At 66.1% G+C, this 22,657-nt stretch carries 22 protein-coding genes and 1 tRNA gene; 13 read left to right on the top strand and 10 right to left on the bottom strand.

Annotated elements, in window-relative coordinates; translation table 11 throughout:
• Positions 1 to 4: 4 nt before the first annotated feature.
• The 9 genes from B7D75_RS20670 (at position 5) to B7D75_RS20630 (ending at position 6,864) form a co-directional block, all read left to right on the top strand.
• Entirely contained in the window at positions 5 to 754 is a 750-nt protein-coding gene (locus tag B7D75_RS20670) for a phage baseplate protein (protein ID WP_058174462.1), read from the top strand.
• Positions 751 to 1,068 carry a phage baseplate plug family protein gene (locus B7D75_RS20665; RefSeq protein WP_034080176.1) on the top strand — a complete coding sequence of 106 codons (318 nt, stop codon included), beginning with the start codon at positions 751 to 753 and terminating at the stop codon, positions 1,066 to 1,068. The genes B7D75_RS20670 and B7D75_RS20665 overlap by 4 nt, the downstream gene beginning before the upstream one ends.
• Positions 1,065 to 1,907, top strand: coding sequence for a phage protein (locus B7D75_RS20660; RefSeq protein WP_034080175.1), 843 nt, complete (start codon positions 1,065 to 1,067; stop codon positions 1,905 to 1,907). The genes B7D75_RS20665 and B7D75_RS20660 overlap by 4 nt, the downstream gene beginning before the upstream one ends.
• Positions 1,900 to 2,541, top strand: a complete 642-nt coding sequence (locus B7D75_RS20655; RefSeq protein ID WP_034080174.1) for a Gp138 family membrane-puncturing spike protein — start codon at positions 1,900 to 1,902, stop codon at positions 2,539 to 2,541. Before B7D75_RS20660 ends, B7D75_RS20655 begins: the two co-directional genes overlap by 8 nt.
• Positions 2,538 to 2,891, top strand: a complete 354-nt coding sequence (locus B7D75_RS20650) for a hypothetical protein (RefSeq protein ID WP_034080173.1) — start codon at positions 2,538 to 2,540, stop codon at positions 2,889 to 2,891. The genes B7D75_RS20655 and B7D75_RS20650 overlap by 4 nt, the downstream gene beginning before the upstream one ends.
• Positions 2,892 to 2,987: 96 nt before the next feature.
• Positions 2,988 to 4,133 carry a baseplate J/gp47 family protein gene (locus tag B7D75_RS20645; protein ID WP_034080172.1) on the top strand — a complete coding sequence of 382 codons (1,146 nt, stop codon included), beginning with the start codon at positions 2,988 to 2,990 and terminating at the stop codon, positions 4,131 to 4,133.
• Positions 4,130 to 4,783, top strand: a complete 654-nt coding sequence (locus tag B7D75_RS20640) for a DUF2612 domain-containing protein (protein WP_034080171.1) — start codon at positions 4,130 to 4,132, stop codon at positions 4,781 to 4,783. The genes B7D75_RS20645 and B7D75_RS20640 overlap by 4 nt, the downstream gene beginning before the upstream one ends.
• Positions 4,780 to 5,760 carry a phage tail protein gene (locus B7D75_RS20635; protein WP_052151075.1) on the top strand — a complete coding sequence of 327 codons (981 nt, stop codon included), beginning with the start codon at positions 4,780 to 4,782 and terminating at the stop codon, positions 5,758 to 5,760. The genes B7D75_RS20640 and B7D75_RS20635 overlap by 4 nt, the downstream gene beginning before the upstream one ends.
• Before the next feature lie 153 nt (positions 5,761 to 5,913).
• Positions 5,914 to 6,864 carry an FkbM family methyltransferase gene (locus B7D75_RS20630; RefSeq protein ID WP_107114373.1) on the top strand — a complete coding sequence of 317 codons (951 nt, stop codon included), beginning with the start codon at positions 5,914 to 5,916 and terminating at the stop codon, positions 6,862 to 6,864.
• Between the two features lie 20 nt (positions 6,865 to 6,884).
• Here the strand turns inward: B7D75_RS20630 and B7D75_RS20625 are convergent, their stop codons facing one another.
• Positions 6,885 to 7,409, bottom strand: a complete 525-nt coding sequence (locus tag B7D75_RS20625; protein ID WP_107114372.1) for a DUF4124 domain-containing protein — start codon at positions 7,407 to 7,409, stop codon at positions 6,885 to 6,887.
• 326 nt (positions 7,410 to 7,735) lie between these two features.
• Here B7D75_RS20625 and mgtE point away from each other — a divergent pair, with 326 nt between their 5' ends.
• Positions 7,736 to 9,184 (top strand): magnesium transporter, encoded by a 1,449-nt coding sequence (gene mgtE / locus B7D75_RS20620; protein WP_003085996.1) that lies wholly within the window; start codon positions 7,736 to 7,738, stop codon positions 9,182 to 9,184.
• A gap of 45 nt (positions 9,185 to 9,229) precedes the next feature.
• Here the strand turns inward: mgtE and B7D75_RS20615 are convergent, their stop codons facing one another.
• The 3 genes from B7D75_RS20615 to rimO form a co-directional block, all read right to left on the bottom strand.
• On the bottom strand, positions 9,230 to 9,622 hold the full coding sequence (locus B7D75_RS20615) for a hypothetical protein (RefSeq protein WP_053817629.1): 393 nt from the start codon (positions 9,620 to 9,622) through the stop codon (positions 9,230 to 9,232).
• Positions 9,615 to 10,076, bottom strand: coding sequence for a YehS family protein (locus B7D75_RS20610; protein WP_053814398.1), 462 nt, complete (start codon positions 10,074 to 10,076; stop codon positions 9,615 to 9,617). The genes B7D75_RS20615 and B7D75_RS20610 overlap by 8 nt, the downstream gene beginning before the upstream one ends.
• A 63-nt stretch (positions 10,077 to 10,139) precedes the next feature.
• Positions 10,140 to 11,462: a 30S ribosomal protein S12 methylthiotransferase RimO gene (rimO, locus tag B7D75_RS20605; protein ID WP_034080166.1), complete on the bottom strand. Its 1,323-nt coding sequence runs from the start codon at positions 11,460 to 11,462 to the stop codon at positions 10,140 to 10,142.
• 247 nt (positions 11,463 to 11,709) lie between these two features.
• Here rimO and B7D75_RS20595 point away from each other — a divergent pair, with 247 nt between their 5' ends.
• On the top strand, positions 11,710 to 13,614 hold the full coding sequence (locus B7D75_RS20595) for a potassium transporter Kup (protein ID WP_043102848.1): 1,905 nt from the start codon (positions 11,710 to 11,712) through the stop codon (positions 13,612 to 13,614).
• 61 nt (positions 13,615 to 13,675) lie between these two features.
• Here the strand turns inward: B7D75_RS20595 and B7D75_RS20590 are convergent, their stop codons facing one another.
• The 3 genes from B7D75_RS20590 to mprF all read right to left on the bottom strand — a co-directional run bounded on the left by B7D75_RS20590 (position 13,676) and on the right by mprF (position 18,314).
• Entirely contained in the window at positions 13,676 to 14,224 is a 549-nt protein-coding gene (locus tag B7D75_RS20590; RefSeq protein WP_058129119.1) for a cytochrome b, read from the bottom strand.
• A 159-nt stretch (positions 14,225 to 14,383) separates the two neighbouring features.
• Positions 14,384 to 15,667 (bottom strand): virulence factor family protein, encoded by a 1,284-nt coding sequence (locus B7D75_RS20585; protein ID WP_034080161.1) that lies wholly within the window; start codon positions 15,665 to 15,667, stop codon positions 14,384 to 14,386.
• A 1-nt stretch (position 15,668) separates the two neighbouring features.
• Entirely contained in the window at positions 15,669 to 18,314 is a 2,646-nt protein-coding gene (gene mprF / locus B7D75_RS20580; RefSeq protein ID WP_107114371.1) for a bifunctional lysylphosphatidylglycerol flippase/synthetase MprF, read from the bottom strand.
• 247 nt (positions 18,315 to 18,561) lie between these two features.
• Between mprF and B7D75_RS20575 the strand changes: the two genes are divergently transcribed.
• A complete protein-coding gene (locus B7D75_RS20575; RefSeq protein ID WP_107114370.1) occupies positions 18,562 to 18,921 on the top strand; it encodes a PA0921 family PhoP regulated protein in 360 nt (119 codons plus the stop codon).
• A 16-nt stretch (positions 18,922 to 18,937) separates the two neighbouring features.
• On the opposite strand, the gene B7D75_RS20570 is transcribed toward B7D75_RS20575, so the two are convergent.
• The gene (locus tag B7D75_RS20570) at positions 18,938 to 19,252 is read right to left on the bottom strand and encodes a hypothetical protein (protein WP_003156434.1); all 315 of its coding nucleotides are present in this window, start codon (positions 19,250 to 19,252) and stop codon (positions 18,938 to 18,940) included.
• Positions 19,253 to 19,431: 179 nt separating this feature from the next.
• Positions 19,432 to 19,508, bottom strand: a tRNA-Met gene (locus tag B7D75_RS20565).
• 146 nt (positions 19,509 to 19,654) lie between these two features.
• On the opposite strand from B7D75_RS20565, the gene dinB reads away from it, so the two are divergent.
• A complete protein-coding gene (gene dinB / locus B7D75_RS20560) occupies positions 19,655 to 20,704 on the top strand; it encodes a DNA polymerase IV (RefSeq protein ID WP_034080156.1) in 1,050 nt (349 codons plus the stop codon).
• A gap of 6 nt (positions 20,705 to 20,710) precedes the next feature.
• Here the strand turns inward: dinB and B7D75_RS20555 are convergent, their stop codons facing one another.
• Positions 20,711 to 22,636 carry a sulfatase-like hydrolase/transferase gene (locus tag B7D75_RS20555; protein WP_107114369.1) on the bottom strand — a complete coding sequence of 642 codons (1,926 nt, stop codon included), beginning with the start codon at positions 22,634 to 22,636 and terminating at the stop codon, positions 20,711 to 20,713.
• Positions 22,637 to 22,657 lie beyond the last annotated feature (21 nt).

Genomic DNA, 22,657 nt, shown 5'->3' with positions numbered 1-22,657 from the left:
ACCCATGGTCATGCTTATCAATCGCCATGTCGGTACCGTGCGCCTGGACGCGGTAATCTCCGAGAACCACGTGTCTTCGCTGAAGACCACCGCCAATCCGGTGGAGTCGGGAGCGCAGGTGATCGACCATGCGGTACTCGAACCCAAGTCGATCACCATCGTCGGTACCCTGGTGGATCACGCGCCGCCCGGCGAACCGCTGCCCTCCCTGCTGGTGCCCGGCGTCCGCCGCGCACGGGACTTCCTCGACCAGGCGGTGCCGGCCGGCGTCCCAGGCTCGCTGACCGAGCAGGCCCGGCGCTATGCCGGCCGCCAACTGCAAAGCTGGCTGGCGCCTGGCGGTCGGCGCCAGGCACAGGCCCAGGAACTGGCTGCCTGGCTGCCGACCCTGGTGCCGCCGTCGATCGGCGACCTGTCGCCGAGCAACCAGCGGATCCAGCAGATCCATGCCAGCCTGCTGGCCCTGCAGAAGTCGGGTGAGCCGCTGGATGTGCAGACCGGCTTTCATCTCTACCGCAACATGCTGCTGACCAGCATCACCGCGGAGCAGGTAGTGGATGGCGCGTTGAAGCTGACCATCACCGCCCGCGAGCTGCATCTGGTGGAGACCCGCACCGTGCGAGTACCCAGCGCCGGCCGCAACGGCTCCGGTCGCGCCGCGCGGCAGTCGGCGCCACGCCAGGCGCGCGGCACGACGCGACCGGAGCCGGCGGACAAGAGCCTGCTGAAGAGTATCGCGGGGCTGTTCAAATGAACCGGCTGCCGATCGACGACAGCCCGCTGCAGGAGCAGCGATTCGAGTTCGCCGGCCAGCGCCTGCGCCTGACCCTGCGCTACAACAGCGTCGGTGACCACTGGGCGCTGGACCTGTTCGACGAGCGCGCGCAATCCTGGGTCGCCCAGGGGCTGGCGCTGGTGGTCGGGGTGCCGATGCTCTGGCGCAGCAGCGTGCCGTACTATTTCTGGCTCGCCGACGAAAGCGGCGCCGGCCTCGACCCACTCGCCGGGCAGGACCTTGGTAGCCGCTGCCGGCTGTACATCGGCGAAAAGACGGAGGTGGCGCCATGAGGCTCTATGGACGGCGCTACCGGTTGGAATTGAGCAAGGCCGGCGAATACCTGGTGGTGGAAAAGCTGCGGGTCGCCTTCGAGCTGACCAAGAGCGCCGACAGCACGCCGAACCAGATCAGGGTGAGAATCTGGAACCTGTCGCGCGAGCGGATCGACCAGTTGTTGCGCGGAGATTTCCAGTCCGCTCGGCTATGGGCCGGCTACGAGGAACTGCGCCTGCTGTTTCTCGCCGACATCATCAAGATCGGCGTCAAGCGCGAAGACATGGACTGGATTGTCGAACTGGAGTGCGGCGACGGCGATCGCGACTACCACCAGTCCTATGTCAGCCAGACCCTGTCCGCCGGAACCTCCAGCGAACGACTGGTCGGCGCGGCCCTCGCGAGCATGCCGAACACTTCGCTCGGCCAGCTGGAGCTGCCGCGCCCGCAACGCCTGCCACGGGCGCGGGTACTGTTCGGCGCGACCCGCGACGTGCTCTCCGACCTGGCCGGCTGGCAGGACGCCAACTGGTCTATCCAGGACGGCCAACTGCAGATACTGCCTTATGACCGAGTGCTGGACGACGAGCTGATCCTGCTCTCCGAGGAGACCGGCATGCTCGGCTCGCCGCAACTCGGTGACGATGGCCTGACCATCACCTGCCTGCTCAACCCGGCGCTGCGCGTGGGCGGACAGGTACGCCTGGAGTCGCGCCTCGACTGGCTCAACGGCGACTACAAGATCGTGCGCATCCACTACCAGGGCGACGCCCTCGAACAGCACTGGAAAAGCACGGTCACCGTGGTCAACCAGCAGGTCCGCGGCAAACCGGGCAAGGAGCGCGGCGATGACTGATTACGACTGGCAGATGCCTTCGGCCGAACGGGCCATGGCGCGGGCCCTCGACAGCCGGGTCAAGCGCCTGCACACGGCGTTGCCCGGACGGGTGCTGAGCTTCGATCCGCAATGGCAGACCGCGAGCGTGCAGCCGCTGATCGACCAGGTGCTGGTGGACGGTACGCGGGTGCCCTTGCCGGTGCTGGCGGACGTGCCGGTGCAGTTTCCACGCGGCGGCGGTTTCGTCCTGACCTTCCCGGTGCGGCCGGGCGACGAATGCCTGTTGCTGTTCAACGAGCGTTGCATCGATGGCTGGTGGCAGTCGGGTGAACCGAGCGAGCCTCTGGACTATCGCCAGCATGATCTGTCCGACGCCGTGGCGATCATGGGCATCAGCTCGCAGCCGCAGGCGGTGGCGGATTTCGCCAGCGATGCCACGGCGCTGCGCCGGCTGGACGGTTCGGCCTTCGTCAGGATCGACGACAGCGGCACCGTGACCATCGACGGCAGCAAGCTGCAGATCAACTGTCCCGTGGTATTCGCCGCGGGCATGCGCGGCGAGGGCGATGTGGTGTCCGCCGGGATCAGCCTGGAACGGCACCAGCACGGGCAGGTGATGCCGGGTAGCGGGACAACGGGAGTTCCACGATGAGAGTCAGACGAATAGACGAAGAGGGTGACTGGCTGTTCGGCCAGGGGCGCGGCAACTATGCCGCCGCCGGCGAGTCGGTGAGGCAGCGGGTCTGCACCCGCCTGCGCTCGTTCGAGGGCGACTGGTTCCTCGACCTGGAGCACGGCCTGCCCTGGTTCGAACGCATGGCGCGGCCTGCCGACCTGGTCGCGCTGGAGGCAGACCTGAAGCGTTGCGTCCTGTTGACCGAGGGAGTGAGCGAGATCCTCGATTTTCATCTGGCGCTCGATCCACGGGAGCGGCGGTTGAAGATCGCCATCAGCCTGCGTGATCGCTACGGCGGCACGCAGAGCGCGGAAATCTTCCGCTAGTGGCCTGGACGACGGTCCGCGCAGGCCACTGGACCTTTCAATCCGAAGCCTCTCGTCCCCTGCGGGCCGAGGGGCTTTTTTCTGGGAGCCCAAAGCATGGGACAACTGACTGACAAGGGCTATGTCGGGCAGCGCCTGGACAGTATCCTCGAGGAGCTGGACCGGGGTTTCCGCGCCATCTACGGCAACGACATCGACCTGGCGCCGGACAGCCCGGACGGGCAGATGCTCGGGCTGATCGCACAGATCCGCGCCGATCTCGAAGAACTGGGCGAAACGATCTACCGCGCCCTCGATCCGGACCACGCCGGCGGCGCCTGGCTCGAACAGCGCGCCGCGTATGCCGGCTTGCTGCGCCGGCGGGCGCGCTACAGCTACCTGCGCGGGGTGCTCCTGGGCGGGCGGCCGGGAACGATCCTGCCGGCCGGCTCGGTGCTGCGCGATATCAACCAAGGCCGCTGGCAACTGGTCGATGAAACCCTGCTGGGCGCCGACGGCTCGGCGCGTGGCGACTTCCGCAGCGTGGAACTGGGGGCTTTTCCCCTGCCGGCGGACGCACCGCTGGCACCGGAGACGCTGGTGCTGGGCTGGAGCGCGGCGAGCAACCGACAGCCGGCCGAGGTTGGCGCGGAGGAGGAGACCGATGCCGAGCTGCGCGCGCGGTTCTTCCGCAGCCGCGCCCGTCCGGCGCAGAACAGCCTGGACGGAATGGTCGCCGAGATCCTGCAATTGGCGGATGTGCGCGAGGTGGTGGGCCTGGAGAATACCGGCAACCAGACCGACGCCAATGGCGTGCCGCCGCACAGCCTCAACCTGATAGTCGACGGCGGCGATGAGCGGGCCATCGCCGAAGCCATCTTCCAGCGCAAGACCGCCGGTACGGGCTTGCGCGGCGAGGTCGAGGTCACGCTCGCCGACAGCCAGGGCATCATCCGCACGCTGCGTTTCGACCGCCCGCAAACCGTCGCCTGCCGGGCCTTGATCGAAGTCCGGCGCGACGCCGAATTCAGTGCGGTGGACAGCGCGGCGATCAGGGCGGCGCTGGCCGCCAGCGACTTCCGCATCGGCCAGGACGTGCAACTGTCGCGGCTCTACAGTCCGGTGAATACCGTCCAGGGCTTCTGGGTCAGCCAGTTGAGGATCGCCCGCGTGGGGCAGGCGCCGGCCGCTGCCAATATCGAGATCGGCGTGCGCCAGCGGGCACGCTTCGATCCCGCCGATATCGAAGTGGTGGTGCTATGAGCTACGAGCGCCTGCTGATCTGGCAATACCAGGCACGACCGCGGGCCGTCGCCACGGCGAAGCTGCTCGATGCCCACTTCGGCGAGACCCGCGAGGGCCTGGCGACGTTGCCCGCGGCGCTGGACATCGACAGTGCCGAAGGCGTCAACCTCGACCTGGTCGGCAAGCATGTCGGGCAATCGCGGGTGTTGCGCGGACTGGCGCCGCGCAGCCTGTTCGGCTTCGAGGAAACGCCGGGCGCCAAGGGCTTCGGCCGCAACCGCCTGGGTGGCGGCAAGTGGTACCGGCTGGGCGATCCGTTGCGCGACTCGGTGGTGCTCGACGATGACGACTACCGCTTCCTGATTCGCTGCCGGATCGCCCGCAACTACCAGCTCGGCACCCTGGAGGACATCGCCGCTGCCCTCGGCTTCATCTTCGACGGCCAGTCGGTGGCCTACGACCAGTACGACATGACGCTGTCGGTGGTGATCCGCAGCGACGGCATCACCGACTTCAAGCGCTACGCGATCACCACCCTGGACATCCTGCCGCGCCCCGCCGGGGTCGGCATCCGTTTCTATCTCGCCGCCCCCAACCGCGCCTTCGGCTTCCGTGGCGCGCCGGGCGCGCTGGCGTTCAACCAAGGCAAATTTGCGAGGTTCCTATGACTCAGTACAAACGCCCCGACGAAGCGGTGTTCGCCTCCGGTGCCAAACCCGGCGAACTGGAGGCATTCCCCGACATCGCCCGTGGCTGGGGCGTGGCTTTCGAGCAGACCGCCGGGATACCACCGATGGAGTGGTTCAACGCGTTGTTCAAGCGTACCGACGAAGCCATTCGCTACCTGATGCAGCGGGGGATCGCCGAGTGGTCGGCTACCGAGGACTACCCGCCGGGAGCCCTGGTCAGATCGGCTGGCAGCCTTTGGTCCGCTCGCCAGGCGTCCACCGGGCAACTGCCGGGGAGCGAATCCGTTTACTGGCTGGAGTACGGCAGCAACACCATTGGCACCTACACAGCCGTTCCGACCTTGCTGCGCGAGCCTGTCATCTACGTACCGCCCTATGGTCTGATGGAATGGCAGTCCTCGCAGTCCGGCTACCGTTCGCAGCGCTGCGGCGAGATCCTGCTGCAGGCTGCGCCGGTCGCCAAGGCGGGGACGGTGAAAGCCAATGGCGGTACGTTGAGCAAGAAGAACTATCCAGGCCTGTGGGGCTGGGCCATGGACACGGGAATGGTCGTCAGTGCCGCTGCCTGGGCGCCGGGCAATCTGGCGTATGCCGATCTGGGCGGAGACTCCTTCAGGGTGCCCGACTTGCGCGGGGAGTTCCTCAGAGCCTTTGACGATGGACGCGGAGTGGATGCCGGGCGGCGATTCGGACAGGCGCAGCAAGCGACCGACATTCCTGTAATGACCGTCGCCCGGAAGGAAAGCGATCCTACCACGGGGGTATTGGTTACCCCGTTGTTGTCAGCGGTGACGCCGGATGGAAATGGAATGATGCCTACCAATGTGGATGGTTTCAAATCTGGAGTCAGTGGTCCCTATCTGGCCGCCTCACTGGCAGCAGGTGGCACGACGGGCGTTTCAACCTTTACTGCTCGACCAAGAAACTGCGCGTTGTTGGCGGTAATTTTCGTCTGATCGATGTGTATCGTCGGTGGAGGTGTCAGTAGCACCTCTACCGAGCGACAAGAATAGGGCAAGGGCAGTTCTATGCTTGCTGCGTTGAGACGCAATTTTTAGATTTTGCTTCGGTTATGCTGCCACTTTCGTTTTGGCGCTTTCGGGGAACTGATGATAAAGAAGAAATTATCTATCGGCGGGCACCTCCATGAGGTCTGGGGCGACACAGGCTATCTTGGACTTATGGGAAATACCTTCGAGCCGGATACCGTCGATATCCTGCGGGTCTTCTGTGATCCCGGTAGCACCTTGATCGACATAGGCGCCAATATCGGGCTGACCTCCCTGGCTATGTCCGGGCTGTGCGGAGAGGGGCTGGTTGTCGCCGTTGAGCCTGTACCCGCCACCTTTCGGTTACTTGAAAGAAACCTGTCCCTCCTCCTGCACGCCAATGTCAAGATGGTGAACAAGGCCCTGGGAGACAAGGACGGCTCGGTCGCGATGTATGTCAACGAGAGCAATCTTGCGACCGCCTTCGTGGTCAGCGAGGAAAGTAGCGGAAATCTGGACATTCCCCTGTCCACCCTGGATGCCCTTGTGACCGATTGCGGCCTGGCGTCGGTGGATTTCATCAAGATCGATGTCGAAGGCCATGAGCTGGATGTATTGCGGGGCGCGAGGAATACGCTGGAGAAGTTCCGGCCGAACGTATTGCTGGAAATGAATCATTGGTGCCTGAATGTTTTTCGGCGCACCTCGTTGCCTGAATTCCATGAGGCTTTGCTTGGAATATTTCCCTTTGTCTTCGCTGTGGAAAAAGGGATGTATATCGATTTCACCGAGCGAGGCAATGTTGGCGATATCTTTCAGCGGCATGTCTTCGAGAACAAGTACATGCACATCGTTGCGGGATTCGAGAGGGAAGAGCTGGTACGCCGGCTGGACTCGCTGGAGAGTGCGTCCTCCCTTCAACAGCCATTGTCGTCGCCCGCGTCGGCCATGTCCTCTCCTGAAATCGACTATCGCTTGCAACTCGAGGCGGTGTTGAACTCCACCAGTTGGAAGATCACCGCACCGCTGCGCAGGCTGGCCAGCCTGCTTGGTTGGAAGAGAGCCGGCTGAGCGGCCGGCTTTCCCCGCCCTCAGCGCGATGGGCGCTTTTTTCGGTCGCTGTCCCAGCCTGATTTCGCCTTGCCTTTCACACACCCCTCCTGATCGAAGCTTACGCTTTTCGCTCCCCGTCGCTTGTCGGCCTTGTACCGATAAGTCACCTCCGCATTGTTCCCGCTGACCCGGTCCGGCTTGCCCAGCGCACGCTCCACGTCGGAGCGGGACATTCCCGCCACTATCCGCTGCTCCACGATCGCCTTGCGACGTTCCTTCTCGTCCAGGCGTCTTCCGCAGCGATCTTCTCTTTCTCCGATCACCGCGAACGGCACGCTTTCCCGGCCGATGGACGCCTTTTTCGTCTTCGTCTCGGCCATCGGCGTGACGCTCCTGCCTCCCGGCGGCGGATTGTCCGCCACGACGGTTTCGCCGGCCTGCCCGACGGGGCAACCGAGTTGGGTGAAGCTGACATGGCCGCTGGCGTCTTCGCAGCGGAATACCGCGGCGGCCTCGCAGGTGGGCGCCAGCGAGAGGAGGAGAAGGAGGAACAGGGAACGCATGGCCGGCACTCCGGGTCGGATAAGGGTGAGTGCAGGCTAACGCGCTGCCTTTTTCCGCGGGGCCGAGTGTCCTGAGTGAAATTTCCGACGTCGCAGTCAGGCGTCGAGTGACGATGAACTTTGTGCCGCAAGCGCTTGTTCTTGCCGCCATTTTGTAACGCGCAAAACGCAAGCGGAGTGTTATCATTATCCGTATCTGCCCCGCGAGGGCCCCTGGAACACCCCCATGGACTTACCCAGTAGACACTCGAACAGTTTCTCGTTTGACCAATCACGTTTCTGATTGACCCCTTTGGCGTGCTCCGCTACTGGGGGTGGAGCGCGCTATGACCGAAGTAGAAGCCAAGAAGCCGCAGGAAAGCCTGCAGGACCGCCTAGCGCAGGTGGTCGAGCTGCTGCATCGCCACAAGGTGGTGGAAGACCTGACCCACCGTCAGGAAGGCCAGCACCATGACCGGGTGGAAAACCTCGTCCACCGGCAGAATCTCGTCGAACTCCAGCGCAAGCTGGAGGAACTGCACCCCGCCGACATCGCCCACATCCTCGAATCGCTGCCGCTGGACGACCGCCTGACGGTCTGGCAGCTGGTCAAGTCCGAGGACGACGGCGACATCCTCCTGGAAGTTTCCGACGCGGTCCGGGAAACCCTGATCGCGGACATGGACGACCACGAGATCATCGCCGCGACCAAGGACCTGGACGCCGACGAACTCGCCGACCTGGCGCCGGAACTGCCGCGTGACGTGGTCCACGAGCTGATGGAAAGCCTCGACGCGCAGCAGCGCGAGCGGGTGCGTTCGGCGCTGTCCTACGAGGAGGACCAGGTCGGCGCGCTGATGGACTTCGAGATGGTCACCATCCGCGAGGATGTCAGCCTCGAAGTCGTGCTGCGCTACCTGCGTCGCCTCAAGGAACTGCCCGGGCATACCGACAAGCTGTTCGTGGTCGACTACGACGGCGTGCTCAAGGGCGTGCTGCCGATCAAGCGCCTGCTGGTCAACGACCCGGACAAGCAGGTGCTGGAGGTGATGGCCACCGACCCGGTGACCTTCCATCCGGACGAGGACGGCTACGACGCCGCCCAGGCGTTCGAGCGCTACGACCTGATTTCCGCGCCGGTGGTGGACAAGGGCGGCAAGCTGATCGGCCGCCTGACCATCGACGAGATGGTCGACCTGATCCGTGAGGAGAGCGAAAGCGAAGTCCTCAACATGGCCGGTCTGCGTGAAGAAGAGGACATCTTCGCCTCGGTCTGGAAGTCGGTGCGCAACCGCTGGGCCTGGCTGGCCACCAACCTGATCACCGCCTTCGTCGCCTCGCGGGTGATCGGCCTGTTCGAAGGCTCCATCGAGAAACTGGTGGCGCTGGCCGCGCTGATGCCGATCGTTGCCGGCATCGGTGGCAATTCCGGCAACCAGACCATCACCATGATCGTCCGCGCCATCGCTCTCGACCAGGTACAGCCCACCAGCAACAGCCGCAACCGCCTGCTGCGCAAGGAGCTGGGCGTGGCCCTGGTCAACGGCCTGGCCTGGGGAGGGGTGATCGGCGTGGTCGCCTTCTATCTCTACGGCAACTGGGAACTGGGCGTGGTGATGACCGCGGCGATGACCCTCAACCTGCTGCTGGCGGCGATGATGGGGGTACTCATCCCGATGACCCTGCATCGCTTCGGCCGCGATCCGGCGATGGGCTCCAGCGTGATGATCACCGCCATGACCGACAGCGGCGGCTTCTTCATCTTCCTCGGCCTGGCGACGATCTTCCTGATGTAGCCGGACGCCATGAAAAAGCCGCCCGCGGGCGGCTTTTTCATGTCTTCAGTTCGACGCGGAAACTTTCGGCGGCGACCAGGACAGCACGTTCAGGCAGCGGTCGCCGGCGTTGATGAAGTATTCCTCGATGGCCTTGGTCTCGCGGGCGACGAAGCCGGCGCGCCGGCATTCCTGGTCCAGCCAGCCACCTTGCTCGATCCGGTACAGCCAGCCTTGCGCGGCCGCGCAGACCGGCCAGAACTCCAGGAGGTCGCCGGCGTCCAGTTGGCGCACGCCCTCGACCTCGACGAACTCCACCCGCCAGGTACGCAGGGTGGCGCGGTCCTGGAGCGACACGCGGAGGCCGTCGCGGTCCAGGCGGCTCTCCAGGAACCACGGGTTGGCACAGGGCGGTGCCGGGAGCAGCACCGCCAGCAGCGGGACGGCGCGCTCAGCCACGGACGCGCAGGGTCAGGCCCTTGAGGAAGTTGCGCAGCAACTGGTCGCCGCAGGTCCGGTAGTTGCTGTGCCCGGGCTTGCGGAACAGGGCGCTCAGCTCGGGTTTGGAGACCGGGAAATCGACGCTGGCGAGGATGGTGTGGAGGTCCTCCTCCTTGAGTTCGAAGGCGACCCGCAGCTTCTTCAGGATCATGTTGTTGCTCAGCGGCAGTTCCAGCGGCGGTAGCGGACGCGATTCGTCGCGACCGCGGCGTTGCAGGATCAGACCGTCCAGGCAGCGTGCCAGGTAACGGTCGGGGCAGGCCTGGAAGCCGTCTTCGTCTTCCTTCTTCAGGTAAGCCTCGAGCAGGTCCGCTTCGACTCGCTCGCCGAACGGGGCGGCCAGTTCGGCCAGGCGCGCGTCGGGAAGATCCAGCAGGTAGCGCAGGCTGCGCAGTACATCGTTGTTGAGCATCGGGCTCTCCGCAATGGTTGGCAATGAAAAAGCCCGCGGTGCGGGGCTCTTCCAGGGGGCGACTCAGACCGGCTCGGCCCAGAGGTCGTACTCGTCGGCATCGGTGATGCGCACGCGGACCTTGTCGCCCGGCTTCAGCGCGTCGCTGTCGACGAACACGTTGCCGTCGATTTCCGGAGCGTCGGCCCAGGAGCGGCCGACCGCGCCCTGCTCGTCGACTTCGTCGATCAGCACTTCGATTTCCTTGCCCACCTTGAGCTGCAGGCGAGCGGCGGAAATCGCCTGCTGGTGGGCCATGAAGCGTTCCCAGCGGTCCTGCTTGACCTCATCCGGCACCGGCTCCAGGCCAAGTTCGTTGGCCGGGGCGCCTTCCACCGGGGAGTACTGGAAGCAGCCGACGCGATCGAGCTGGGCTTCGGTGAGCCAGTCGAGCAGGTACTGGAAGTCTTCCTCGGTCTCGCCGGGGAAGCCGACGATGAAGGTCGAGCGGATGGTCAGTTCCGGGCAGATTTCGCGCCAGTGCTTGATCCGGGCCAGGGTCTTGTCCTCGAAGGCCGGGCGCTTCATGGCCTTGAGCACCTTCGGGCTGGCGTGCTGGAAGGGGATGTCGAGATACGGCAGGAGCTTGCCGGCGGCCATCAGCGGGATCACGTCGTCGACGTTGGGGTACGGGTAGACGTAGTGCAGGCGAACCCACACGCCCATGCTGCTCAGCGCCTCGCAGAGTTCCTTCATGCGGGTCTTGACCGGCTGGCCGTTCCAGAAGTCGGTCTTGTACTTCAGGTCCACGCCGTAGGCGCTGGTGTCCTGGGAAATCACCAGGAGTTCCTTGACCCCGGCCTTGACCAGGCGCTCGGCCTCGCTCAGCACGTCGCCAACCGGCCGGCTGACCAGCTTGCCGCGCATGGACGGGATGATGCAGAAGCTGCAACTGTGGTTGCAGCCTTCGGAAATCTTCAGGTAGGCGTAGTGGCGCGGGGTCAGCTTGACGCCTTGCGGCGGGACCAGGTCGACCAGCGGGTTGTGCTCGGTCTTCGGCGGTACCACTTCGTGCACCGCGGTGACCACCTGCTCGTATTGTTGCGGGCCGGTGACCGCCAGCACGCTGGGATGCACGTCGCGGATCGCGTGTTCTTCCACGCCCATGCAGCCGGTGACGATGACCTTGCCGTTCTCGGCGATGGCTTCGCCGATCACTTCCAGGGACTCGGCCTTGGCGCTGTCGATGAAACCGCAGGTGTTGACCACCACGACGTCGGCGTCCTCGTAGGTCGGGACGACCTCATAACCTTCCATGCGCAGCTGGGTGAGGATGCGCTCGGAGTCGACCAGCGCCTTGGGGCAGCCAAGGCTGACGAAACCGACTTTGGGAGTGGGGGTGGACATGGCTAACCTCGGCAGGACGGGCGCGCTTTCTGGCGCCTCTGATCAAAAAGTGCGCAATTCTAGCGGCAGCGCGGCGGCTTTTCCAGTCTCCCGTGCAGCTCTTTTCCAAGCCTGGAAAATCTCTTCCCGGGCCCGGGGTGGGCGGCCGCGCAGCCCTCTATAGTGATAGCAGCCCAAGGCGTCGGCGCTTGCATCGCGGCCGGCATGGGCGCAGCATTTGCCGAATTTTTCCGGGGGAAAGCCTTTCATGAGTGATGCAGCGACGCGTGCCGAGGGAGCGACGGGAGAGCATTCCAGTTCTGCCGTCGGCCTGATGGTTGGAGCGGTGGGAGTCTGCTACGGGGACATCGGCACCAGTCCGCTGTACACCCTGAAGGAAGTCTTCATCGGTGGCTATGGCGTACAGGCCAACCACGATGGCGTGCTCGGTGTGTTGTCGCTGATCTTCTGGTCGCTGATCTGGGTCGTTTCCATCAAGTACGTGATCTTCGTCCTGCGCGCCGACAACCAGGGCGAGGGCGGGGTGATGGCGCTGTCGGCCCTGGCGCGGCGGGCGGCGGCGCCGTTCGGCAAGCTGCAGACCTTCGTCGTGGTGGCCGGCCTGATCGGCGCGGCGCTGTTCTATGGCGACAGCATGATCACCCCGGCGATTTCCGTGCTGTCGGCGGTCGAGGGTCTGGAGATCGCCTTCGACGGCCTGGAGCACTGGACGGTACCCCTGGCGCTGATCGTGCTGATCGGCCTGTTCCTGATCCAGAAGCATGGCACCGCGCGGATCGGCACCCTCTTCGGCCCGGTGATGGTGCTCTGGTTCGGTGCCCTGGCGGCGCTGGGCGTCTACGGGGTGGTCCAGCAGCCGGAAGTGCTGCAGGCGATGAACCCGGTGTGGGCGGCGCGCTTCTTCAGCTCGCATCCGGGCATCGGCGTCGCCATCCTCGGCGCCACCGTGCTGGCGCTGACCGGCGCCGAGGCGCTGTACGCCGACATGGGCCACTTCGGTCGCAAGCCTATCGCCCGGGCCTGGTTCCTGCTGGTGCTGCCGGCGCTGGTGCTGAACTACTTCGGCCAGGGCGCGACCATCCTGTCCAACGCCGAGGCGGCGCGCAATCCCTTCTACCTGCTGGCGCCGGGCTGGGCGCTGCTGCCGATGGTGGCGCTGTCGACCCTGGCCACGGTAATCGCCTCCCAGGCGGTGATTTCCGGTGCCTTCTCCCTGACCCGCCAGGCCATCCAGCTTGGCTACGTGCCGCGGATGAGCATCCAGCACACCTCCAGCCACGAGCAGGGGCAGATCTACATCGGCGGAGTGAACTGGGCGCTGATGGTCGGCGTGGTGCTGCTGGTGCTCGGCTTCGAGTCCTCGGCGTCGCTGGCGGCGGCCTACGGCGTGGCGGTCACCGGCACCATGCTGATCACCACCCTGCTGATGGGCGTAGTGATCTGGCGCCTGTGGAAGTGGCCGCTGTGGCTGGGCGTCCCGTTCTTCTGCGTGATGCTCGCGGTGGACAGCCTGTTCTTCGCCGCCAACGTACCCAAGGTGGTCCAGGGCGGGGCCTTCCCGGTCATCGCGGGCATCGTCATCTTCATCCTCATGTCGACCTGGAAGCGCGGCCGGCAACTGCTGGTCGAGCGTCTGGACGAAGGCTCGCTGCCGCTCCCGGTGTTCATTTCCAGCATGCGCGTGCAGCCGCCGCACCGGGTCCAGGGCACCGCGATATTCCTCACTGCGCGCACCGACGCGGTGCCCCATGCGCTGCTGCACAACCTGCTGCACAATCAGGTGCTGCACGAGCAGGTGGTGCTGCTTACCGTGGTCAACGAAGACAGCCCGCGGGTTGCGCCGGACCGGCGCTTCGAGGTCGAAGCCTATGGAGACGGGTTCTTCCGGGTGATCCTGCACTTCGGTTTCATGGAGGAGCCGGACATCCCGGGGGCGCTGCGCCTGTGCCATCTCAACGAACTGGATTTCAGCCCGATGCGCACTACCTACTTCCTCAGCCGGGAGACGGTCATTCCGTCCAGGCGCATCGGCATGGCGCGCTGGCGCGAAGGGTTGTTCGCCTTCCTGTTGAAGAACGCCAACGGCAACCTGCGCTATTTCAACCTGCCGCTGAACCGGGTGATCGAACTGGGGACCCAGGTCGAGATCTGATCGCATCCATGGAAAAAGGCGCGGTCGGAGGACTGCGCCTTTTCTGCGTTCCGCGTCTGTTTCAGCGACGTTGCGGCAGCATCCGCAGCAGGGTGTTGTCGCGGCTGACGAAGTGATGGAAAAGCCCCGCGGCGGCATGCAGGCCGATCAGGAAGTAGCCGGCGTTGCCGATGGTTTCGTGCCATTCCTTGATCTGCCCGGCGAGGTCGGGATTCTTCGCCACCAGCGGCGGTAGCTCCAGGCCGAAGAACGGGATCGGCTTGCCGGCGGCGCTGAGGATCAGCCAGCCGGCGAAGGGCAGGCCGATCATCATCAGGTAGAGGGCATAGTGCACCAGCCTGGCCACCGCCGCTTGCCAGGCGGGCAGGGCGGGCTCTATGCGCGGGTTGGGGCTGAGCAGGCGCACCAGCAGGCGCAGCCAGACCAGCAGGAAAACGCTCAGGCCGAGCATGAAGTGCCATTGCTTGAGCAGCTCGCGGGTGTCGCTGCCCTTGGGGAAGTTGCCCTTCAGCTCGATGCAGGCGTAGACCCCGACGATCAGCAGCAGGGTCAGCCAGTGCAGGGCGATGGTCAGGCTCCCATAACGGGATTCGGTGTTTTTCCAGCTCATCACGGTTCCTTCTCTTCGGCTCTTGGAAGCCCGCTCTGCGGCGGGTCGGCCGGTATTCTCGGCGGCTTCGCCGAAGCCAGCCTGAACGCTCCCGGCAGGCTCAGTCTAGCTGGCGCCGGCCGGGGCGAAGAGTGGGAACGGCGGGGAGGTTGATCGCGATCAGGCGTCGGGAGCGTCCTCGCGCTCGCGGATGGCCTGGAGCATCTTCTTCGCCAGGGACAGGTAGTCCTCGTCGAAGTGGTGGCCGCCCGGCAGCTCGAGTTTGGCGCCGACCGCCTGGGGCTGGGTGCAACCGCTTTCGTCCTTCTCTTCCGCGCCGTAGATGCAGAACACCTTGCCCGCCGGCAGCCTGGCCATTTCCGGCCCGGTGGCGGCTTCCTCGCCGGCCTTGCCCAGCCAGCCTTCCACTTCGATCTCGAAGCTGCCGGTACGGGCCAGGGCGAGCAGCAGCATGGCTTTCACCTGTTTCTGGTCCTTGTCCGGGAGACGGTTGTAGATCGCCGGCAGGATGTCGGCGCCGAACGAGTAGCCGGCCAGGACGAAGCGTTTCGCCCCCCATTTCTCGCGATAGTGCTGCATCAGCTTGGAAAGATCCGCGGCGCTCTGTTCCGGGCTCTTGTGCTGCCAGTAGTAACGCAGGGTATCGATGCCGACCACCGGGTAGCCCATGCTCGCCATGTGCTCGGCGGATTCCTTGTCCAGGTCGCGCCAGCCGCCGTCGCCGGAATAGAAGAGGGTGACGATGTCCGATGGCTTCGCGGCCGGCACTTCGAGCACCGGCAGGGCCTCGGCGTTGCCTTGCAGTTGCAGGCGCAACTGGTGGGCGAGGACGTCGGTCAGCGGGGTGTCGTAGTCGCTGATGCTGGTTTCCGCGCTCGACTGCTTGCGGACGAAGACCGCGGTGTCGTCATCCGGATTGTCGTTCCAGGCCAGCAGCCACTGGCCGTGCGCCGCCTGGCGCGGCAGCGGGGCGTCGCAGTCGCGTTCGCTCAGGGCGAGGTCGAAGCCGACCGAGAGAGCCTTGGCCTTGTCGTCGTCCTGGCCGGCGAGCCAGCGCCAGGCGGTGGTCGAGCCCGGGCCGATGCCGGCGACCAGGCTCGGCTTGCCGCCTAGACGGGCGAGCACCGCATCGAGACGGGCCTGCTGCGCGCGGCAATCGTCCCGTTCCGGCGGGAAGTACTGGATCACCCGGGCGGCGCTGTCGTGGGCCAGGTTGAGCAATTGGGCGTCGCTCAGTTGCTGTTCCGCGGCGGCGATCACCACTACCCGCGAGCGCGGCCGCTCGCCGGGTTCGGCGAGGGTGGCGCGGCCGCCGTCGGCGAGGTCCAGGGTTTCCAGTTTCGCCTGGGCCGCCGGGCGGCTCCAGAGCAGCAGGGCGGCACCGATGATGAGTACCAGGGCGGCGACCAGCAGACGGCGCCAGTGACGTTTCACGACAGACATATCAGCGTTTCACCAATCCAGTCAGGCCGCCGGCGATCAGCGCAGCGGTATCGGCGAGGGCCACCAGCGGGTCGAGCCCGGCTGGCACGGCCAGGTAGCGGGGCTCCCAGTCGGGCTGGAACTTGTCCTTGAAGCGGCGCAGCCCCTGGAAATTGTAGAACTGTTCGCCACGGCGAAAGACCAGCGCGCCCAGGCGCTGGGTCAGCGGCGCGCCACGCCGTGGCTGGAGCCCGGCCAGTGGCACCATACCGAGGCTGAAGCGCGCGTGGCCCTGGGCCTTGTAGTGGAGGATAAGGCCGAGCATGAGGAACTCCATGGTCAGCTTCGGCGCCTCCGGGTGCACGCGCATCAGGTCGAGGCTCGCCAATTCGTGGCTGTCGGTTTCCAGCAGGTTGGCGAAGGCCACCGGCTTGCCCTGGTGGCGAACGATGGCGATGCGGAAGAAGTCCAGGTACTCCGGGGTGAAGCGGCCCAGGGAAAAGCCTTTCTCGCGAACCTGCTTGCCGCCCAGCCAGGCGTCCGATATCGCCTTCAGCTCGTCCAGCGGCGCCTGCCCCGGCTCGTGGAACTCCAGGGCCAGGCCGTCGCGTTGGCCGCGGTTCCAGGTGTAGCGCAGGTCCTTCATCTCCTTGCCCTTGTTCTCCAGGTCGAAGCGCAGCAGGTCGACCCGTGCTTCTTCGCCGAGCTTGAGGGCGGTGAGGCCGATGTCCATGTAGAACGGCAGGTTCTCCGCCCGTACCTGGTAGAACACCGGGCGGGCGTGGTGCAGGTCGCAGAGGTCGCGGAACTGCCAGATCAGTTCGGCGCGTTGCAGGGCCGGGCCGATCGGGTCGTACAGCGCGATCATGCTGCGACCGCGACGGGCGTACATGAGGAAGGCATCGTCGCCCTCATGGAACAGCAGTGCCTTGTCACCGCTCAGGGCCAGGCCTCCGTCCGGCTGGTCGGACTGGCGGATGATCCGCGCCGCGCGTTGCAGCTCCTGCGCATCCGGCTCGCGGATCGCCGGCGGCGCCGCGCGCAGCAGCCAGCCGAGGGCCAGGGCCAGCAGCAACAGGCAACTGCCCAGGGCGGCGCGCAGGGCGCGCGGTGCGTCGGCGTCCAGGGCGAACTGCCACCAGAGCTGGTTGCTGTAGTGCACGTCCTGGTTGGCGAACAGCAGCAACCAGACCGAGGCGCCGATCACGCAGATGCTGGCGCCGACATAGAGCGGCGAGAAGGGCACCTCCAGCAGCCGGCTGGGACGGTAGAACGAGCGGCGGAACAGCGCCAGCAGCGCGGCGGTGAGGCTCAGCAGGCTGGCCTCTTCCCAGTCGAAGCCCTTCAGCAGGGAGAGCAGTGCGCCCACCAGCAGCAGCACCAGGGTCAGCGCCCAGGCGGCCGACAGGCGCCGGCGCAGGCCCTGGGCGAGCAGCAGGCAGAGCACGCCGATCAGGCTGGCGACCAGGTGCGAGGCGTCGATCAGGCGGTGCGGGATGAGGAAGCCGAGGTGTTCCAGGCGCGTGTCGATTGCCGGCGTGGCGCCGGAAAACAGCAGCACCACGCCGGAAAGGAAGACCAGGATCGCCAGGATCGGTGCGGCGAACCCGGAGGCGACGCGGATCGCCTGGCGCGTCACCCACAACCGCCGTGCTTCGAGGAACAGCAACAACAGGCAGGCCAGCAGCAGCGGCAGGACCACGTAGATCAGGCGGTACAGCAGCAGGGCGGCGGCCAGTGGCGCGGCGCCGAGCTGGCCGGCGAATGCGGCGAGCAGCACGGCTTCGAACACGCCCACGCCACCGGGAACATGGCTGAGCACCCCGGCGGCCAGGGCCAGCAGGTAGACCAGCAGGAAGGCCGCGAACGGCGGGGCTTGTGGCAGCAACAGGTAAAGGACGATGGCGGCGGCCGCGACGTCCAGGGCGGTGATCAACAGTTGCAGCAGTGACAGGCGCAGGTTGGGCAGGCGCACGCTGCGGCGGCCCAGGCGAATCAGCAGGCTGTCGGGAGTCGGTCGTTCGTCCGGGATGCGGTGCCGGGCCAGGAACGCCACCAGGCCGGCCGCCGCCAGCAGCACGGCGATAGCGATGAATGCGACCGCGGTGCGCGGCAGGTGCAGCGCCAGGGCCGCGTCGTCGAGGTCGCAGAGTGCGGCCAACGCCGCCAGCACGGGCAGGGCACAGCCCAGGGAGAGGCTGGCGAACACCGTCATCCGGGCGATCTCGGCGGCGCCGATGCCATGCCGCGCATAGAGGCGATAGCGCACCGAGCCGCCGGAGAGTAGCGACAGGCCCACCGCGTTGCCGATGGCGAAGGCGCTGAAGCCGCCGGTGGCCAGGCTGCGCACCGGCAGTGCGACGCCGGCGAAGCGGCTGGCCGACCACTCGTAGCCGAGCAGGATGACGAAGCCGATGGCGGTGGCGCCCAGGGCGCCGAGCAGGGCCGGCTTGGGCACGTCGGCGATGGCGTCATGCAGGGCGCCGGGATCGATCTCGCGCAGCAGGTGGTAGCAGGCCACCAGCGCGAGGCCGAACAGCAGCAAGGTAAAGGCCAGGCCAATGGGCTGGCGATAGGCGGTAATCCGGTCGATCAGCCGAATGCGTTGCGGCGACGCGGGAGAGCTGGGCACAGCGGAATGTTCGGAAACGGGAGCGTCGGGGCGCATTAGCCACCTCATGGGAATTTGCGCGACAGAGTATGGCCTCTCGGGCGTCTTCCCAAGTGGGCGCGGCAGTTTTTTTCCGCGCCGGCGGCGCCCTGTCAGAGGGAAAAGACCGCGGCGGATTCCGTGAGTTGCGTCGGCCACGTGGCCGAAGGCCACCGGCGATCATTCGTTCAGCCATGGTTCAGCTTGCCGTGGGCATAGTGGCGGCTTGCATGGTCCGACCATTTCCTAGGGGGGAAGGGTGACGATGATCCAGGCGGGCTTCCAGGTCGGCTTCGGCGTCGTGCTGGGCGTGGCCGCCGGATGGTGGCTGGGGGATTGGGAGCAGGCGTTGCAGGTCAAGGATTCGGTGGCGCGGCTCGATTGCCTGCTGTACGGCGCGCTTCTGGTGACCCTGTTGCGTCGCAGGGGATTGCCGCGCCGGCTGGGGCTGCTTGGCGTCGGCCTGTTCTTCGGCGCCTTGCTGGTCTATGCGTTGAATCCGGCAGGCCTGTTCGCCGCAAGCGAGTCCTGGAGCCTGGCCCGGGTGTCCATGCGCGTGTTCGGCCCGCTGGTGATGCTGGCGGTGGGCATGGCCTGCGCGCGCTTGGTGTACGAACTGCGCTGACGCAGGCGCGGAGCCGTCACGCCGGGGTCAGATGGCGCGATTCCTCGCGGTATTCCTTCAGCCAGCGCAGCACTTCCACGGCCTCCCAGCGCGAAGGGTCGTAGAGCGCGTAGATCTCGCCCTGGTAGCCGACCACGTCGAGCGGCCGGTGGAAGCCGACGCGCTGGAACAGCGCCTCGATCTCGGCGAAACAGGTGTTGAAGTGCACGCGGTTGAACGGTGTCTTGCCGTCGGTGACCAGGCCGTCCATCTGCAGTTCGTCCAGCGCCTGGCGGATGTCGTCGAGTCCCATCCGGTTCACGCTGCGCTTCAGTTGTTCGACGTTCAGCATCTATCTGTCCTTTTCGTATCCGTTGCCGAGCCTTCATCGAGGGCGGGCCTTGGCTGTACGAATATACAGTTAAATGTGCGATGATGCGAGCGAACGGCAGGCGAGGCGACGGAATGAAGACATGCGGCGCAAATGCAAAAAGCCCCGGCGCTATCGCTAGTGCCGGGGCTTTTCGAATGTGGTTGCGGGAGCTGGATTTGAACCAACGACCTTCGGGTTATGAGCCCGACGAGCTACCAGACTGCTCCATCCCGCGTCTGTGTGGGCGCATTCTACGGACTATCCCCGGGCTGTCAATCGTTTTTTTGAAAAAAGTGTTTTTTCTTCAAATGCTTAGCGCTTGCCCGATGCTAGAATTGCCTGCTCCGGGGCAGGCCCGGCGGGGCTTGTAGCGAGATTCCGGTGCGCAAGATCATCCATATAGACTGCGATTGCTTCTACGCCGCCCTCGAGATGCGCGACGATCCGAGCCTGCGCGGCAAGGCGCTGGCGGTGGGCGGTTCGCCGGACAAGCGCGGGGTGGTCGCCACCTGCAGCTACGAGGCGCGGGCCTATGGCGTGCGTTCGGCGATGGCCATGCGCACGGCGCTCAAGCTGTGTCCCGACCTGCTTGTGGTGCGCCCGCGCTTCGATGTCTACCGGGCGGTGTCGAAGCAGATACACGCGATCTTCCGCGACTACACCGAACTGATCGAGCCGCTGTCGCTGGACGAAGCCTACCTGGACGTCAGCGCCTCGCCGCATTTCGCCGGCAGCGCCACGCGGATCGCCCAGGATATCCGTCGGCGGGTCGCCGAAGAGTTGCGGATCACCGTTTCGGCGGGCGTCGCGCCGAACAAGTTCCTCGCCAAGATCGCCAGCGACTGGCGCAAGCCGGACGGCCTGTTCGTGATCACTCCGGAGCAGGTCGACGGTTTCGTCGCCGAACTGCCGGTGGCCAAGCTGCATGGCGTCGGCAAGGTCACCGCGGAGCGCCTGGCGCGGATGGGTATCCGCACCTGTGCCGACCTGCGCCAGGGCAGCAAGCTGAGCCTGGTGCGCGAGTTCGGCAGCTTCGGCGAGCGCCTGTGGAGCCTGGCCCATGGCATTGACGAGCGCCCGGTGGAGGTCGACAGCCGGCGCCAGTCGGTCAGCGTCGAATGCACCTTCGACCGCGACCTGCCGGACCTGGCGGCCTGCCTGGAAGCGTTGCCGGCGCTGCTCGAGGAACTGGACGGGCGCCTGCTGCGCCTGGACGGCAGCTATCGGCCGGACAAGCCGTTCGTCAAGCTGAAGTTCCATGATTTCACCCAGACCACCCTGGAGCAGGCTGGCGCCGGGCGCGACCTGGACAGCTACCGGCAGATGCTCGGCCAGGCCTTCGCCCGCGGCAGCCGCCCGGTGCGGCTGATCGGCGTCGGCGTGCGCCTGCTCGACCTGCAGGGCGCCCACGAACAGCTCAGGCTGTTCTGAGCCGGCTCATTGGCGCAGTGAAGTCGCCAGGTTCTGCGGCTGTGACTCTTCCCGGGGCCGCTCGCTGAAGCGACCGAGGTCCTGCAACAGTTCCAGGCGCGCGGCGCGCAGCGGACCGCGAATGGCTTTCTGTTGTTCCAGATCGAGCGGGCGGTCGTCGCCGTCGCTCACCGGGCCGTGGCGGCGGTCCGCGCCATGCAGGGGGAAGCTGACCTTGAAGCCTTCGCCGAGGTAGGCGATGCGCGTGGTGTCCGCGCTCACCGCGTAGTCGCGATGGTAATCCGCCGCGAGCAGGTCCTGGCCCAGCGAGTAGTCGCGCGGCGGATTGCGCACGCCCAGCAGCGGCAGCAGGGTGGCGGGCAGGTCGACGTGGCTGGTGATGCCATGGACGGCGCGTGGCGCCTGGCCGGGCACCCAGAGCACGGCGACGGTCCCGGTCTGGTAGCGGTTGAACTCGGTGTTGTGGCCCCAGCGCGAGCGCTCCATGAACTCCTCGCCGTGGTCGCCGAGTACCACCACCACGGTGTTTTCCAGCAGCCGCTGGCTTTCCAGGTGCTGCAGCAGGCGGCCGATCTGTGTGTCGACCTCGCCCACGGCGTTCAGGTAGCGGTTCTTGATCAGTGGCATCTGCGCCTGGAAGTCGGTGGTCAGGTAGTTGAAGTTGGCCAGGTAGGGACGCACGCTCGCGGTTTCGTCGCGGAAGCTGTAGTTGGCATGGCTCGACTCGAGGAACAGGCAGGCGAAGAAGGGCCGGCCGGGGAGCCGGCGATCGATGAAGCGCAGCAGGTCCTCGGTGTTCTGCGCGTCGCGCTGCCAGGCCGGTGCCTGGCTGTCCAGGACGTGCAGGTCCTGCGGTCGCAGGTTGACGAACACGCTGCGGTCGAAGGGCGGGTAGCTGAAGCGTTGCGCGGCGTTGACTCGGAACTGGTAGTTCTGCCGCCTGAGCACCTGCATGAGCACGGGCGGCTGGCCGGCCTCGAGCACGGCGTCCCAATAGCCACCGTGCAACCCGTAGAACATGCCGAAAACGCCCATCTGGGTCAGGTTGCCGCTGCTGTAGTGGTTGTCCAGGCGCATGGCTCGCTTGGAGAACGCCCAGAGCCGGGGCATGTAGCGAGGGTCGAGCATGTCCCCGCGCAGCGACTCGGCGACCACCCAGACGATGTTCGGAGGCTGCGCGGGTGGGTGGATTTCCAGCGGCTGCAGCGGATAGCGCAGGCCGCCCTGTCGCCGCAGCAGCTCGCGCTGGGTGGGCGTCGGCGCGATGCCCAGGTTCCTGGCCAGGCTGCGCACGCTCAGCGGCAGGTACAGCGGGTAGCGTTCGCTGGCCAGCAGGATCGGCCGGTAGTCGCGCAGGGAGCTGAACGCATATCCCAGGCGCTCTCCCAGCGTCAGGCAAAGGAAAGCGGCCAGCAGGCACCGCCAGGCCCTTCGCGGCAGCGCCGGCAGGCGTCGACGGGTGGCCTGGCAGGCGCAATACAGCAAGCCTTGCAGGAGTAGCAGGGCGAGGGCGGCGAGGGCGGCGCTGAGCAGGGTGCCGTCGCCGCTGCCGAGGCTGGAGAGACCGCCGGGGGTGACCAGCAGGCCGATGCTGAAGCCGTTGAGGTGGAAACCGTACAAGTCGTACAGGGTACGGTCGGCGTAGAGCAGGATCTGCACCGCTGCGCTGCCGAGGATGGCCAGCGTGGCGGCCAGCCAGGGACGCAGGCGCGCGGGCAGGCGCTCATGGGCATGCAGGGCCAGGCGGCAGGCCAGGTACACCGGGAGTAGATAAAGGAAGGCGTAGCTCAGGCTGGCGGCTGCGCTCCATAGCGGCAGCCAGGCATCGTCGAAGAAGATTCCGTCCTGCAGGCGCAGCACCTGCCAGAGCACCACCAGCCAAGACAACAGAAAGAAGCGGTTGAGTGTCTCGGTGCTGGGCGGGGCGAACATCAAGCGTCTCCGGGCGAGGAT

Source organism: Pseudomonas paraeruginosa, assembly GCF_003025345.2.
Classification (GTDB): domain Bacteria; phylum Pseudomonadota; class Gammaproteobacteria; order Pseudomonadales; family Pseudomonadaceae; genus Pseudomonas; species Pseudomonas paraeruginosa.
This window is presented reverse-complemented; position numbering and strand designations above follow the sequence as displayed.